Origin of the sequence: Actinoplanes sp. NPDC024001 (assembly GCF_040638955.1) — a bacterium.
GTDB lineage: Bacteria > Actinomycetota > Actinomycetes > Mycobacteriales > Micromonosporaceae > Actinoplanes.
Genome location: NZ_JBEZZB010000002.1, coordinates 10757 through 24952, shown reverse-complemented (window position 1 = coordinate 24952; position 14196 = coordinate 10757). Strand labels below are relative to the sequence as shown.

The window sequence follows — 14196 nt, the reverse complement described above, 5'->3', positions numbered from 1 at the left end:
GATATAACGGTGTCATTGGCCGCGCAATCCGCCAGTTGGCGCGTTGCACCCACACGGTGAAGCACGTGGTCCCCGCGCTGCCCACTCTCAGCCGGCACCGGCCGAGAGAGCGGATCACGTGGTCGAGGTTCAGGCCGTGGCCTTCGTGCGGTTGCGGAGGATGCGGCGGACGCCGAGCATCGCGGTGCCGACACCGGCGCCGGCGACGAGGAAGCCGAGGAAGAGGAACAGGAAGATCGGGCTCAGTCCGAGAGTCTCCGCCTCGGCTCCGAGGACGGTGCCGATGAGGAAGCCGAAGAGCGGGCCCAGCACCGCCACTCCGCCACCCAGGATGACCAGCCAGACGCCAGGGGCCACCGGGGTCAGCTGGATCGGGCGACCCTTTTCCGGGCCGGAAGCCACATCATTGGGCATCATGCGTCCTTTCCGTAGCTTTGATCACGGGCGAGGCGCCGTTGACGCCGCGCGTGGCCGGCCCACGGATCGCGTCGAGGAACGGGCCGATGATGTCGATCGGCAGGGGAAACACGACCGTGGAGTTGTGGTCGGCACCGAGCTCGAGCAGGGTCTGCAGGTAGCGCAACTGGAGGCTGGCCGGGCTTTCGCTGAGCGTCTTCGCGGCGTCGCGCAGTTGCGCCGAGGCCTGGAGTTCGCCACGGGCGCTGATCACCTTCGCCCGGCGCTCCCGCTCGGCCTCGGCCTCGCGCGCCATCGCCCGCTGCAGCGCTTCAGGGATCTCGACGTCCTTGATCTCGACGACCTCGACCTTGATCCCCCAAGGCTCAGTCATCGCGTCGATCGACTTCGCGAGATCCTCGTTGAGGTCTGCCCGATGGGCGAGCAGCGTGTCCAGCTCCGCGCGACCGACCACCGATCGCAACGTGGTCTGAGCGATCTGGGAAGTAGCAACCGCGTGGTTCTCCACCGACATCACCGATTTCACCGGGTCCACCACCCGGAAGAGAACGACGGCATTGACGCGAGCCGGCACGTTGTCGCGGGTGATGACCTCCTGCGGCGGAATCGTCAGCGTGACCACTCGAAGATCAACTCTGATCAGCTTGTCCAGGCCCGGCACCAGGACCCTGATACCCGGGCCCAGCGGCTCCCGCAGCCGTCCCAGCCGGAACGCCACGCCGCGTTCGTACTCTTTCAGCACCTTCAGCGAGACAGCGGCCAGGACGAGCAGTACCGAAACGACGACGACACCGATGATCATCTTGCGGCCTCCGTTCCTGGTTCACGTCGGTCGGATCCGTAACGTGAGCGTCTGCGGGCCACGGCCGGTGCGGCCGCTGCCCGCTCGGCGACCGGGTCATCGAGTGAGCGGGAAACGATGCCCTCGGGGATGAACACCGCGTTGCGGCGCAGGTGGGACCAGAGCGGCACGCTGAGCAGCACTGCCACAACCATGGCCGCGGCCAGGACCAGCAACGCGTCAGGTCCGGGGCCGGTGAGTGCGGCGCCCAACGGCCACACCAGGCCGAGGACCACCACGGCGCAGGCAATCCCGCGGTGGAAGCGGGCAGCTTCGGAGGCCGGCCACGAGTCGATCGAGCGCTGGATCTCGCGCCCGGTGGAGGATGTCGTGCAGGTGTTCTTGACCGGGCAGGCGTTGCAGATCGCCGGAGTGCCGCGGTAGCGCATCACACGGTTTTCCGGGTCGAAGGATTGCGGCCACAGCCACTGGTCCTGCGGGCACCGCCACGCGTCGTGGTCCTTGTGGTAGGCGAATCCGCCGGACATGCCGCCTTCGGAGACCGACGCTGCTCGGCGCGCCAGCGCGTCGATGACGTATGCAAGCCCGACAACGGCCACGCAATAGCCGGATGCCAGCCAGGCCTCCACCCCGACGGCGGAGGCCGAGAACCCGGTCACGGCCCTTCCGCCTCCTCACGAAGGTCGGAGGCGTAGCGGCTACGCGATCGGCGCAGCCCACCCTCGGCGCCGGCACTGCTCATGGCCGGAAGACCGGTGCGGTCCTGCGCGGCCTCAGCGGTCTCCTCGACGTAGAGCGTCTCCGGTGGCAGCTCGGTCGCCGTCGGCTTGATGCCGTGGCGGATGCCGAGATACGTGATCCACAGGAACGGCAGCACCCCGCCGATGATCAGGATGAGGTCGCCGGGCATCCGCATCCATTCGAGGAAGGCGTTGCCCGGTTCGGTGATGTAGCCGAGCGTGCGTGCCTCGAAGTACCCGTCGTTGACCGAGTGCCACAGTTGCAGGATGCCCAACGGCAGCAGGGTCACGAACACCATCCAGGCCAGCCCGATGTTGAGCGACCAGAATGAGATCTTCGCCAGTTTGTCCGGCCATTTCGACGCGGGAACGATGTAGCGCAGCGCGAAGAGCGCCAAGCCGACGGCGAGCATGCCGTAGACGCCCATCATTGCGCCGTGTCCGTGGTTGGCGGTCAGCGCTGTGCCGATCTGGAAGTACGACACGAGCGGCAGGTTGATCAAGAAGCCGAAGACGCCCGCGCCGACGAAGTTCCAGAAGCCCACGGCGACCAGGAACATCACCGCCCATCGGTGCGGGAACGGCGCGTTGCTGCGGGCCTGCTGCCGGGAGCCCAACTGCAGGAAGGTCCACGCTTCGACGGTCAGGAAGGTCAGCGGGACCACCTCGAGAGCCGAGAAGAACGCGCCCAGCGCCATGTGCTCCACCGGTGTGCCGGAGAAGTAGAGGTGGTGCATCGTCCCGATCACGCCGCCCGCGGAGTAGAGGATGACGTCGAGGAAGATGATCTGGATGGCGATCCGGCGCCGGACCACTCCGAGCATCACGAAGATGTAGGCCACCATCACCGTGGTGAACAGCTCCAGGAAGTCCTCCACCCACAGGTGTACGACCCAGAACCGCCAGAACTCCGCCACGGTCAGATGGCTCTGCGCTGACGCCAGCATGCCGACCGCGTAGAACGCCGGGATCGCCAGGCCGGCGTAGAAGAACAGCCATGGCATGTTGAGCCGGTGCTCGGTCCTCAGCCGGGATCGGATCCCGCGATAGACGATCGCGATCCACAGGAACAATCCGATCACCAGCAGCGCCTGCCAGAATCTCGGCAGGTCCAGGTATTCCCACTGCTGGTCGAAGAAGATCGACCCCTTGGCCCAGTCGGCGCCGAAGATGCTGATCGCTTCCCCGGTCATGGAGCCGACCACCACGATCACCAGCGCACCGAGCAGTCCCCATGCCAGCCAATGCTGCCGGCGCGGTTCCCGGCCTGCGATGATCGGCGTGAGGAACACGCCGGCCGCGAGGAACGCTGCCGCCGTCCAGAACAGCGCCAGCTGTACGTGCCAGGTGCGAGCCAGGTTGAACGGCAGCACCTGCGCGAGATCGATGCCGAAGAACGTGCTCAGATCGGCGCGGTAATGCTCGATGGCCCCGCCCAGCAGAGACTGCACCAGGAAGAGCGCGGCCACGACGAAGAAGAACCACGCGGTCACTTTCTGTGCCTTGGTGATCTGGACCTCGCCGGGCTGACGGAACGCCAGGCTCGGCTGCTCGGAGGCGTGCCAGCCGATAGTCCGGCTCCAGCGCCCGTACAACGCGAACAGCGCGCCGAGGCCGACCAGCAGAGCCGTCAGCGACAGGCCTGACCAGACCACGATGTCGGCGGTCGGGGTGTTGTCGACGCGTGGTTCGGGCGGCCAGTTGTTGGTGTAGGAGTAGCTATGCCCGGGCCGCTCCGCGGCGCTCGCCCAGGCCGTCCACGAGAAGAACGCGGTCAGCTCGTGGATCTCCTGAGGGTCGGTGATCACCTTGGGCAGGAGACCGTACTTCGTGCTGTCGGTGCCGAAGAAGTCGGCGTAATGCCTGGTAGCGGCCTCGAAGGCAGCGACCTGCTCGGCGGTGAAGGCGAGGCTGCCGGTCGCCTCGTCGTACCGGTTCTCGCGCAGCATCCGTTTCGCTGCCTCGGCGGGCTCCTGCTGTCCGGAGACGGCGAGACCGTCCCTGATGTGCTCGGCCGAGATGCGCAGATACTCGGCGGTGTAATCCGGACCGAGGTAGGCGCCGTGCCCCATCACGGAGCCGTACTGCTGCAACCCGCGGCGCAAGAAGGTCTGCTGCCCGGCCGTCACCTCCGCGCCGGTGTAGAGCACTTCACCGCTCGGGCCGGTCACCTGCTTCGGTAACGGCATCGAGTCGGTGTAGGTCCTCAGGGCCAGCATGCCCATGACGAAGAAACCGAAGACCATGACCAGGGCAACGCCCTGGACCCATCCCTTCGAGAGGCGCAACTCCGCACGGTCGGAGCCCTTTACCCGCGCTTGATCAGACACCAGTCGGCCCTTCGTCGCACCAGCGATCGACCCGACCGTAGCGAGAAGTCAGATGCCGCGGACGAAGAAGCGGTTCTTACCCTCGAACGTACGAATAAGCAGCATTTGAAACCAAACCGGCCGATCTTGATTCGCCGGGTCGGGCGGGCGCCGGATGGCCTCATGCGTGCGGCCACCCGGCGCGAGGTCAGCCGTGTGTTTCGTCGTGGCCGGTGCCGTAGTAGGCGGCGCGCATGAGTTCCTGCATGTCGTCGAGCATCGGCATCCGCGGGTTGGCCGGCGCGCATTGGTCCTCGTAGGCGTTGAGGGCCTGTTGCGGCAGGGAGGCGAGGTACGCCTTCTCGTCGACGCCGATCTGGGAGAACGACGATTCGATCCCGACTGCGGTCCGTAGCCGTTCGACCGCCGCGGCCAGCGCCTCGACCGCCTCGGCCGGGTTGGCGGCCGGCAGTCCGAGCATGCCGGCGATGTCGGCGAACCGCTGCGGCGCCTTGTAGTTCTCGTACTTGGGCCAGCCGGACAGCTTCGACGGCGGGGTGCCGTTGTAGCGGATAACGTGCGGCAGTAGCACCGCGTTGGTGCGGCCGTGGGCGATGTGGAAGGTCGCGCCGAGGGTGTGCGACATGGCGTGCACGATGCCGAGGAACGCGCTGCCGAACGCCATGCCGGCGATGGTGCCGGCGTTGTGCATCCGCTCTCTCGCCTCGGTGTCGCCGTGCACCACCGACTGTTCGAGGTTGGCGAAGATCAGCCGGATGGCGTGCAGGGCGAGACCGTCGGTGAAGTCGTTGGCGTACACCGACACGTACGACTCGATGGCGTGGGTGAGTGCGTCGAAGCCGCTGTCGGCGGCGATGGCCCGCGGCATGCTGGCGGTCAGCATCGGGTCGACGATCGCCACCGTCGGCGTGAGCGCGTAGTCCGCCAGAGGGTATTTCTTGCCGGTGCGGTGGTCGGTGATGACCGCGAACGGGGTCACCTCCGCGCCGGTGCCCGAGGTCGTCGGCACGCAGACCAGGCGGGCCTTCTCGCCGAGGTTCGGGAAGGCGAACGCCCGCTTGCGGATGTCGAAGAACTTCTCCCGCATGTCGTCGAAGTCGACTTCGGGGTGCTCGTATTTGAGCCACATCACCTTCGCGGCGTCCATGGCCGAGCCACCGCCGAGCGCGATGATCGTGTCCGGGCGGAACGAGCGCATCAGTTCGGCGCCCCGGTCGACGGTGGTCATCCGCGGTTCGGGTTCCACGTCGTCGATGATCTGCAACGCGACCTGGTTCGGGCGCCGCTGCAGGACCCGGTTGATCCGGTCGACGAAGCCGAGCCGGGTCATCGTCGCGTCGGTGACGACGGTAACGCGGTGCACGTCGGGCATGTCAGCGAGGTAGCGGATGGCGTGCGGCTCGAAGTAGATCTTCGACGGCACCTTGAACCATTGCATGTTGTTGGTGCGCCTGCCGATCCTCTTGACGTTGATGAGGTTGACCGCCGACACGTTGTTCGACACCGAGTTGCGTCCGTAGCTGCCGCAGCCCAGCGTCATCGACGGCAGGAACGCGTTGTACATGTCGCCGATGCCGCCCTGCGAGGCCGGCGAGTTCCAGATCACCCGGACCGCTTTGACCCGCTTGCCGAACTCGACGACCAGCTCCTCGTCCTCGGTGTGGATCGCCGCGCTGTGCCCGAGCCCGTGGAACTCCACCATCTCGGTCGCGGCGCGCAGGCCCTCATCACGCGACCGGACCCGCAGCACCGCGAGGACGGGGCACAGCTTCTCCCGGGTCAACGGCTCGTTCGGGCCGACCTCGCCGACCTCGGCGAGAATCACCGATGTCTTCGGCGGCACGCTGAACCCGGCGTGTTCGGCGATCCAGGCCGCCGACTGGCCCACCACGTCCGGGTTGAGCTTCGCTCCGCTGCACGCGGTGCCGTAGGCGGCGGTGCCGAAGATGAACTCTTCCAGCATCCGCTTCTCGTCGGCGGAGGCGACGTAGGCGTGCAGGGAGCGGAACTCGTCGAGGGCGGCGTCGTAGATCTCGTCGTCGATGATCGCGGCCTGCTCGGAGGCGCAGATCATGCCGTTGTCGAAGGATTTCGACAGCACGATGTCGTTGACGGCACGCTTGAGTTTGGCGCTCTTCTCGATCCAGGCGGGCACGTTGCCGGCGCCGACGCCGAGGGCGGGTTTGCCGGCCGAGTACGCCGCCCGGACCATGTTGTTGCCGCCGGTAGCCAGGATCGTGGCGATGCCGGGGTGGTGCATCAGCGCGGTGGTCGCCTCGACCGACGGGTGCTCGATCCACTGGATGCAGTTCTCCGGCGCTCCGGCCGCGATCGCGGCGTCCCGGACGATCCGCACCGCTTCGACGCTGCACCGCTGCGCCGCCGGGTGGAACGCGAACACGATCGGGTTGCGGGTCTTCAGCGCCAGCAGCGCCTTGAAGATCGCCGTGGAGGTCGGGTTGGTGACCGGGGTGATACCCGCGACTACACCGACTGGATCCGCGATCTCGGTGATGCCGCTGATCTCGTCCTCGCTGATCACACCGACGGTGCGCAGCTTCGCCATGCTGTGCGTGACGTGCTCACAGGCGAAGATGTTCTTGACCGCCTTGTCCTCGAAGACGCCACGGCCGGTCTCCTCGACCGCGAGCTTCGCCAGCACGGCGTGCCGGTCCAGGGCCGCCACCGACGCCTTCTTGACGATGTGGTCGATCTTCTCCTGGTCGAAGGCGTCGTAGTCGGCCAGCGCCTTCAAACCCGCGGTCACCAGGGCGTCAATCATGATGGAAACGTCGGACGGTGCGGCGGTCTGCTGATCCGCGGTCATGCTCTCGTCACCTCGGCTGTCGTCGGTACTTTCGGCTCTCGCGTGTGCTCGCTTCCCCGCCGGGCAGGTGCTCCTTTCGAGCATGTCCCGCAGGCGCCGGTCGGACCCGCCGTATCGATCAATACTGAGATGCGGTTCCCGACACCTTCAGCCTGGTCGATCATCGATCTCGATGCCCGAGTCGCCGGTCCCGGCGCAACAGGCCACAAGTCCCGGGTTCGCGCCGGGTCACTGCCTGTTGACGGCCGGGTGGCGGGTGGCGTCGCGGACCGCCGCGGGCGCCTGCTGGGCGGCGGGGGCGGGGCCGCGCCGGCGGCGGTAGACGACGTACGGGCGCCACAGGTACGCCATCGGCGCGGACCACACATGCACCAGGCGGGTGAACGGCCAGAGCGCCAGGAACAGGAACCCACCGAGGGCGTGCAGTTGGAAGACCAGCGGCGCCCCGGTCATCAGCGCGGGATCCGGCTGGAACCAGAAGATGCCCCGGAACCAGACCGCGATCGTCTCCCGGTAGTCGTATCCCTCGCCGAACAGGTTGATCACGACGGTGCCGCTCATGCCGAGCACCACCATGGCCGCCAGCGCCACGTACAAAACCTTGTCCATGGTCGTGGTGACCTTCCGGACCCGGCCGCTGACGACGAAACGGCGCGCGATCAGCAGCGCCAGGCCGGCCACCAGCATCACGCCGGTGACCGTGCCGCCGGTGACCGACACCACGTGATAGGTGTGCTCCGAGATCCCCAGTGCTTCCGTCCACGAGGCGGGAACCAGCAGGCCCATCGCGTGCCCGCCGATCACCCCGAACGCGCCCAGGTGGAACAGGGGCGAGCCGAGCCGCAGCAGGCGGTTCTCCAAGAGCTGGCTGGTGTGGGTGGTCCAGCCGAACTGGTCGTGCCGCCACCGCCACACGTGTCCGGCCACGAACACCGCCAGGCAGGCGTACGGGATCACGACCCACAGCAGAACGTTCATCTCGAGGCCTCCGCGGGTGAGCAGGCGGGGTAGGCGGACAGGTCGGGTCCGAGGCCGATCGTGTCGAGGCCGACGGTCTCGACCGGTGGGCCGTCGAAGGCGAGGGCGGCGATCGCGGCGCGGTCGTCATCGGTGAGATCAGGCAGGGCGGCGCAGACCGCGTCCAGAACCTTGGCGTACGGCGTGCGCGTCTCGTGCAGTGCTGCTCGTAGCAGTTCGATGCCCTGCCGGTGCTGCCGCAGTGGCGCCTCGCCGTCACCGGGTCCGACGGTGGCCGCGAACTCCAGGACGATCGGTAGCAGGTCGGGAAGTTCCCCGTCGGCGAGCCGCAGCCCGCGGGCGCGGTAGCGCTGCTTGAGCATGAGAAGCGCCATCCCGCGCTTGCGGGTATCACCGTGCAGGTAGTAGGTCAGATAGAGCCCTGACCGGCGCCGCAGGTCGAACGTCTGCACGTAGTGGCGCTGCGCCTCGGTCGGGCTGGCGGTGAGCAGCCAGTCCAAGAACTCTTGGATCTGTGGGAGGTCGGCGGCGGCCGTCCGCAGTTGCGGACCGGCGGTGAGCAGCTCGTCGTCCGGGTAGGTGAGTAGCAGCGAGGCGAGCTGGAAGATCCGGGCCCGCTCGGCCGGCAGGACCGATGCGGTGGGACGAGCGGATGTCAACGTCATGACCGGCCCCGCAGCGGGTTGATGGTCAGGCCACGCCGGCCGTCGCCGCGCCGGGAGAACAGGCCGGGCCGCCCCGGGCGTACCTGTTCGGCGTCGACCAGGTGGAACCGTTCGACGACGGCCTCACCGCCCATGCCCGGGCCGCCCTCGCAGTCCAGTGAGCAGTCCGGTTGGGCGGCGGCCTGAGCTTCGAGGGCGGCGGCGTCCTTGGCGTGGGCGGCCGGGATGACGTACCGCTCGTCGTACTTGGCGATGGCGAGGAGCCGGTACATGGCTTCGACCTGCGCGCCCGTCATGCCGATGCCGTCGAGGATCTCCTGGGCGACGGTGCCGTCCAGGGTGCGGGCCCGCATGTATGACCGCATCGCGGCGAGTTTCATCAGTACTCCGCCGGCCACCTCGGTGTCGCCCGCGGTGAACAGCGACGCCAGGTATTCGACTGGGATCCGCAGGTCCTGGATGGTGTGGAAGATGTCGTCAGCGTCGGTGTCGTCGCGCCCAGCGGCGCCGGCCGCGTCCAGCACCGGTGACAGCGGCGGGACGTACCAGACCATCGGCAGCGTCCGGTACTCCGGGTGCAGCGGCAGCGCGATCCGGTACTCGCTGATCAGCTTCCAGACCGGCGACGCCATCGCCGCCTCGATCCACTCGTCCGGGTGGCCGGCGTCGCGGGCCGCCTGTTGCACGGCCGGGTCGAACGGGTCGAGGAAGACCGATCGCTGGGCATCCAGCAGGTCAGCGTCCGAGGGGACTGATGCGGCGGCAAGGACGGCGTCCTCGTCGTACCAGAGGATGCCCAGATAGCGCAGCCGGCCGACGCAGGTCTCGCTGCAGATGGTGGGCTGCCCGGCCTCGATGCGCGGGAAGCAGAAGGTGCACTTCTCGGCCTTGCCGGTGGCGTGGTTGACGTAGACCTTCTTGTACGGGCAGGCCGAGACGCACATCCGCCAGCCCCGGCAGCGGTCCTGGTCGACCAGGACGATGCCGTCCTCCTCGCGCTTGTACATCGCGCCGGACGGGCACGCCGACACGCACGCCGGGTTGAGGCAGTGCTCGCAGATCCGCGGCAGGTGAAACATGAAGGTCTTCTCGAACTCGAACTGAACCTTCTCAGTCATGTTCTTCAGGTTCGGGTCCTGCTCGAAGGTGCTGCCGCCGAGGGAGTCCTCCCAGTTCGCGCCCCACTCGATCTTCATCGGCTCGCCGGTCAGCTGCGAGTAGGGCTTCTTCACCGGGGTGTCGGCCAGGCCGCCCGGTGCGTTGACCAGGATGTCCTTGTCGAAGGTGGCCGGCTCGTAGTAGTCGTCGATGCTCGGCAGGTCTGGGTTCGCGAAGATCCGGGACAGCCGCTTGGCCCGGCCGCCGGAGCGCAGCACCAGCCGGCCTTTCGCGTCGAGTTTCCAGCCGCCCTTCCAGCGTTCCTGGTCCTCGTAGTGCTTCGGGTAGCCGATGCCGGGCTTGGTCTCGACGTTGTTGAACCAGACGTACTCGGTCCCCTCCCGGTTGGTCCACGTCTGCTTGCAGGTGACCGAGCAGGTGTGGCAGCCGATGCACTTGTCCAGGTTCATCACCATGGCGACCTGCGCGCGGATGCGCATCAGTACTCCACTTCCTGCCGGCGGCGGCGGATCACGGTGATCTCGTCGCGCTGGCTGCCGATCGGGCCGTAGTAGTTGAAGGCGTAGGTGAGCTGGGCGTGGCCGCCGGCCAGATGGGTCGGCTTGATCAGCAGCCGGGTCATCGAGTTGTGGTAGCCGCCGCGCCGGCCGGACTTCTCGGCCTTGGGGACGTTCACGGTGCGTTCCGGCGAGTGGTACTGGAAGACCGTGCCCTCGGGCATCCGGTGGGAGACGACCGCGCGGGCGACCACGACGCCGTTGCGGTTGTGCGCCTCGATCCAGTCGTTGTCGGCGACGCCGACCTTGAGGGCGTCCGGGACGCTCATCCAGATCACCGGACCGCCCCGGGAGAGGGCGAGCATCAGTTCGTTGTCGTGGTACATCGAGTGGATCGACCACTTGGCGTGCGGGGTCAGGAACCGTACGGTCACTCCCCCGTCCACGGCGTCGCCCGGCTTGCCGAAGTGCCGGGCCATGTTCAGCGGCGGTCGGAATCCCGGTAGTTGCTCGCCCAGTTCGGCGACCCAGTCGTGCTCGACGAAGAAGTGCTGGCGCCCGGTGATCGTGTGCCACGGCTTGAGCCGCTCCACGTTGATCGTGAACGGCGAGTAGCGGCGGCCGTTCTTCTCCGAGCCGGACCACTCCGGGCTGGTAAAAACCGGTTGCGGGGCTTCCTGGGTTTCCGGATAGGTGATCCGGTCGTTCTCGTGGCCCTCGATGAAGTCGGCGAACCGTTGCCCGGTGCGCTTCTCCAACTCGGCGAATCCGGCGTGGGCGACCCGGCCGTTGGTGGTGCCGGAGAAGGCGAGGATCGCCTCGCACATCCGGTCGGCGGTGGCGAGTGAAGGCCTGCCGTCGATCACGCCGTTCTGGTGCTTGAGGTAGTCGATCTCAGGATTGACGTCGACCGTGATCGCCTTGGTGGTGGTGCCGAGCTTGTCGAGCAGCGGGCCGACGGTCCGCATCTTGCGGCCGATCTGCGTGTAGTCCCGCTCGATCGCGATCAGCTTGGGCATGGTGCGGCCCGGCATCGGATCGCACTCGCCGAACTTCCAGTCGCGGACCCGGCCGCTGGGCATGGCCAGCTCATCCGGAGTGTCGTGCTGCAGCGGCGCGGCCAGGACGTCCGTCCGTACGCCCAGATGGTCGACGGCGAGCTCGCTGACCTTGTCGGCCAGCGCGAGGAACGTGTCGTAGTCGGTGTGCACGTCGCCGGGCGGGTCGACGGCAGGGCTGAACGCGTGCACGAACGGGTGCATGTCGGTGGTGGAGATGTCGTGCTTCTCGTACCAGGTGGCGGCAGGTAGGACCAGGTCAGAATGCAGGCCAGTGTTGGTCATCCGGAAGTCGATCGCGGTGAGCAGGTCGAGCTTGCCGACCGGCGCCTCGTGCCGCCAGGTCACGTCGCGCGGCCGCTGTCCGGGCTCACACTCGGTGGCGGTGGCGGTGCCGTCGACGCCGAGCAGGTGGCGCATGAAGTACTCGTTGCCCTTGCCGGAGGAGCCGAGCAGGTTGGCCCGCCAGAGCGTGAGGCAGCGCGGGAAGTTGGCCGGGTCGTCGGGGTCCTCCGCGACGGGCTTGAGGCGGCCGGCTTGCAGCTCCTCGACGATGTACTGCTGCACCGGCTTGCCGGCCGCTGCGGCGGCCGGGGCCAGGTCGAGGGGGTTGCGGTTGAAGAACGGGTGACCGGGACTCCAGCCCATCCGCTGGGCGGCGGCGACGGTGTCGGCGAACGCCATCCCGGTGAACCGCCCGGTGCCCAGCGGCGAGGACAGCTCGTCGGCCGGGACCCGCTCGTAGCGCCACTGGTCGGTGTGCAGGTACCAGAACGGGGTGGACGCCTGGTGCCGCATCGGCCGCTGCCAGTCGAAGGCGAAGCTCATGTGCTGCTGGCCGGTGATCGGCCGGGCCTTCTCCTGACCCACGTAGTGCGCCCAGCCACCACCGTTCACACCCTGGCAGCCGGTGAGCGTGACCAGCGTGATGAACGCCCGATAGGTCATGTCGGAGTGGAACCACTGGTTCGCCCCGGCACCCAGGACGATCATCGACCGGCCGTTGCTGCGCTCGGCGTTGCGCGCGAACTCCCGGCCGATCCGGGTGGCGAGCATGGCCGGCACGCCGGTGATCTTTTCCTGCCAGGCCGGGGTGTTCGGCGAGTCAGCGTCGGCGTAGCCGAGCGGCCACTCGCCGGGCAGGTCGCCGCGACGGACACCGTACTGGGCCATGACCAGGTCGAAGACCGTGGTGACGGCGTGCCCGCCAATCCACCGGACCGGCACGCCGCGACGGATCGTGGTACCGCCCTCGGTCTCACCCTCGTCGAACCGCGCCAGGTCGATCTCGACCGTCTCCCCGTCGACGTCCAAACCGAGCTGCGGAACGACGTCCCCGAGATCAAGGTTCCAACGGCCGGCGCCGGCATCGCCGTAGCGGAAGCCGAGCGAACCGTTCGGCACCACCGGCTCACCGGTCCGCTCGTCTATCAGCACCGTCTTGTGCGCACCGTCCGGATCACCGAGGTCCGCGGCGGTGAGGAAACGGTCCGCGGCCCACGCCTCGCCGGTGTTGCGCAAGGTCACCAGGAACGGCAGGTCGGTGAACTTGCGGACGTAGTCGGCGAAGTAGGGGACCTCGCGGTCGGCGAAGAACTCCTTGAGGACCACGTGCCCCATCGCCATGGCCAGCGCGCCGTCGGTTCCGGGATGCGGCGCCAGCCAGTCGTCGGCGAACTTCACGTTGTCCGCGTAGTCCGGCGACACCGCGACCACCTTGGTGCCCTTGTAACGGGCCTCGGCCAGGAAGTGCGCGTCCGGCGTCCGGGTCACCGGGATGTTCGAACCCCACATCATCAGGTAGGTGGCGTTCCACCAGTCCCCCGCCTCCGGCACGTCGGTCTGGTCACCCCAGATCTGCGGGGAGGCGATCGGCAGGTCGGCGTACCAGTCGTAGAAGCTGAGCAGGGTTCCGCCGAGCAGCGCGTGATAGCGGGTGCCGGCCGCGAACGACGCCATCGACATCGCCGGGATCGGCGAGAACCCGACCACCCGGTCCGGCCCGTACTTCTTCGTCGTGTAGACGTGCGCAGCCGCCACCAGCTCGATCGCCTCGTCCCAGCCGGCCCGCACGAACCCGCCACGGCCACGCTGCGACTTGTAGGCCAGGGCCTTCAGCGGGGTCTCCACGATCTCCGCCCACGCGGCCACCGGGTCACCCAGCCGCTGCCGCGCCTCACGGAACATCTCCGCCAGAACCCCACGCAGGTACGGGTGACGCACACGGGACGGCGAGTACTCGTACCAGGAGAAGCTCGCCCCCCGCGGGCAGCCGCGCGGCTCGTAGTCCGGGGCGTCCGGCCCGGTCGTCGGGTAGTCGGTGGCCTGGTGCTCCCAGGTGATCAGCCCGTCCTTGACGAAGACGTTCCACGAGCAGGAGCCGGTGCAGTTGACCCCGTGGGTGGACCGGACCACCTTGTCGTAACGCCACCGGTCCCGGTAGAACGCGTCCCAGTCGTTGCCGTCGACCTGATGCAGGGTCCGCCCGTGGTCGCCGACCGTCTCCCGGGTGAGGAAGCGGCGCGCCGCCAGCAGCGGAGCCATACCGGGAACGGTGTCCGTCGAGGGGTCTCGTGACACGGTGTCTTCCTTCGCCGTGGACCAGCCACCGGACGGTCGCCCGGCGCAAGATCAGCCTGTTCGAACGCACTGCCACTGGCCTGAGCCGCCGGTCCCGCTTCGTAGGGGACTAAAGTCCCGAACTTGTCGGAGAGGCAGCGGTCGCAACTCGTCGCCCACAACCGCCGAACAGTGCAGCGCCGG

Annotated in this window: 9 protein-coding genes; all 9 read right to left on the bottom strand. The window is 67.9% G+C overall.

Features of this window, described 5'->3' with window-relative positions:
• Positions 1-129 precede the first annotated feature (129 nt).
• Complete coding sequence (locus AB0F81_RS01245) at positions 130-414, bottom strand: hypothetical protein (RefSeq protein WP_360189102.1); 285 nt, start codon at positions 412-414, stop codon at positions 130-132.
• Positions 404-1219 (bottom strand): slipin family protein, encoded by an 816-nt coding sequence (locus tag AB0F81_RS01240; RefSeq protein ID WP_360189099.1) that lies wholly within the window; start codon positions 1217-1219, stop codon positions 404-406. Before AB0F81_RS01240 ends, AB0F81_RS01245 begins: the two co-directional genes overlap by 11 nt.
• The gene (locus AB0F81_RS01235; protein WP_360189096.1) at positions 1216-1878 is read right to left on the bottom strand and encodes a hypothetical protein; all 663 of its coding nucleotides are present in this window, start codon (positions 1876-1878) and stop codon (positions 1216-1218) included. The genes AB0F81_RS01240 and AB0F81_RS01235 overlap by 4 nt, the downstream gene beginning before the upstream one ends.
• On the bottom strand, positions 1875-4247 hold the full coding sequence (locus tag AB0F81_RS01230; RefSeq protein WP_360189093.1) for a cbb3-type cytochrome c oxidase subunit I: 2373 nt from the start codon (positions 4245-4247) through the stop codon (positions 1875-1877). The genes AB0F81_RS01235 and AB0F81_RS01230 overlap by 4 nt, the downstream gene beginning before the upstream one ends.
• Before the next feature lie 229 nt (positions 4248-4476).
• Positions 4477-7116, bottom strand: coding sequence for a bifunctional acetaldehyde-CoA/alcohol dehydrogenase (gene adhE, locus AB0F81_RS01225; RefSeq protein ID WP_328465827.1), 2640 nt, complete (start codon positions 7114-7116; stop codon positions 4477-4479).
• 228 nt (positions 7117-7344) lie between these two features.
• Positions 7345-8094: a respiratory nitrate reductase subunit gamma gene (gene narI / locus AB0F81_RS01220; RefSeq protein WP_328465824.1), complete on the bottom strand. Its 750-nt coding sequence runs from the start codon at positions 8092-8094 to the stop codon at positions 7345-7347.
• Entirely contained in the window at positions 8091-8759 is a 669-nt protein-coding gene (gene narJ / locus AB0F81_RS01215) for a nitrate reductase molybdenum cofactor assembly chaperone (protein ID WP_328465822.1), read from the bottom strand. Before narJ ends, narI begins: the two co-directional genes overlap by 4 nt.
• Positions 8756-10357, bottom strand: a complete 1602-nt coding sequence (gene narH / locus AB0F81_RS01210; protein ID WP_328465820.1) for a nitrate reductase subunit beta — start codon at positions 10355-10357, stop codon at positions 8756-8758. Before narH ends, narJ begins: the two co-directional genes overlap by 4 nt.
• Positions 10357-13977, bottom strand: a complete 3621-nt coding sequence (locus AB0F81_RS01205) for a nitrate reductase subunit alpha (RefSeq protein WP_328465818.1) — start codon at positions 13975-13977, stop codon at positions 10357-10359. Before AB0F81_RS01205 ends, narH begins: the two co-directional genes overlap by 1 nt.
• Between the last annotated feature and the right edge of the window lie 219 nt (positions 13978-14196).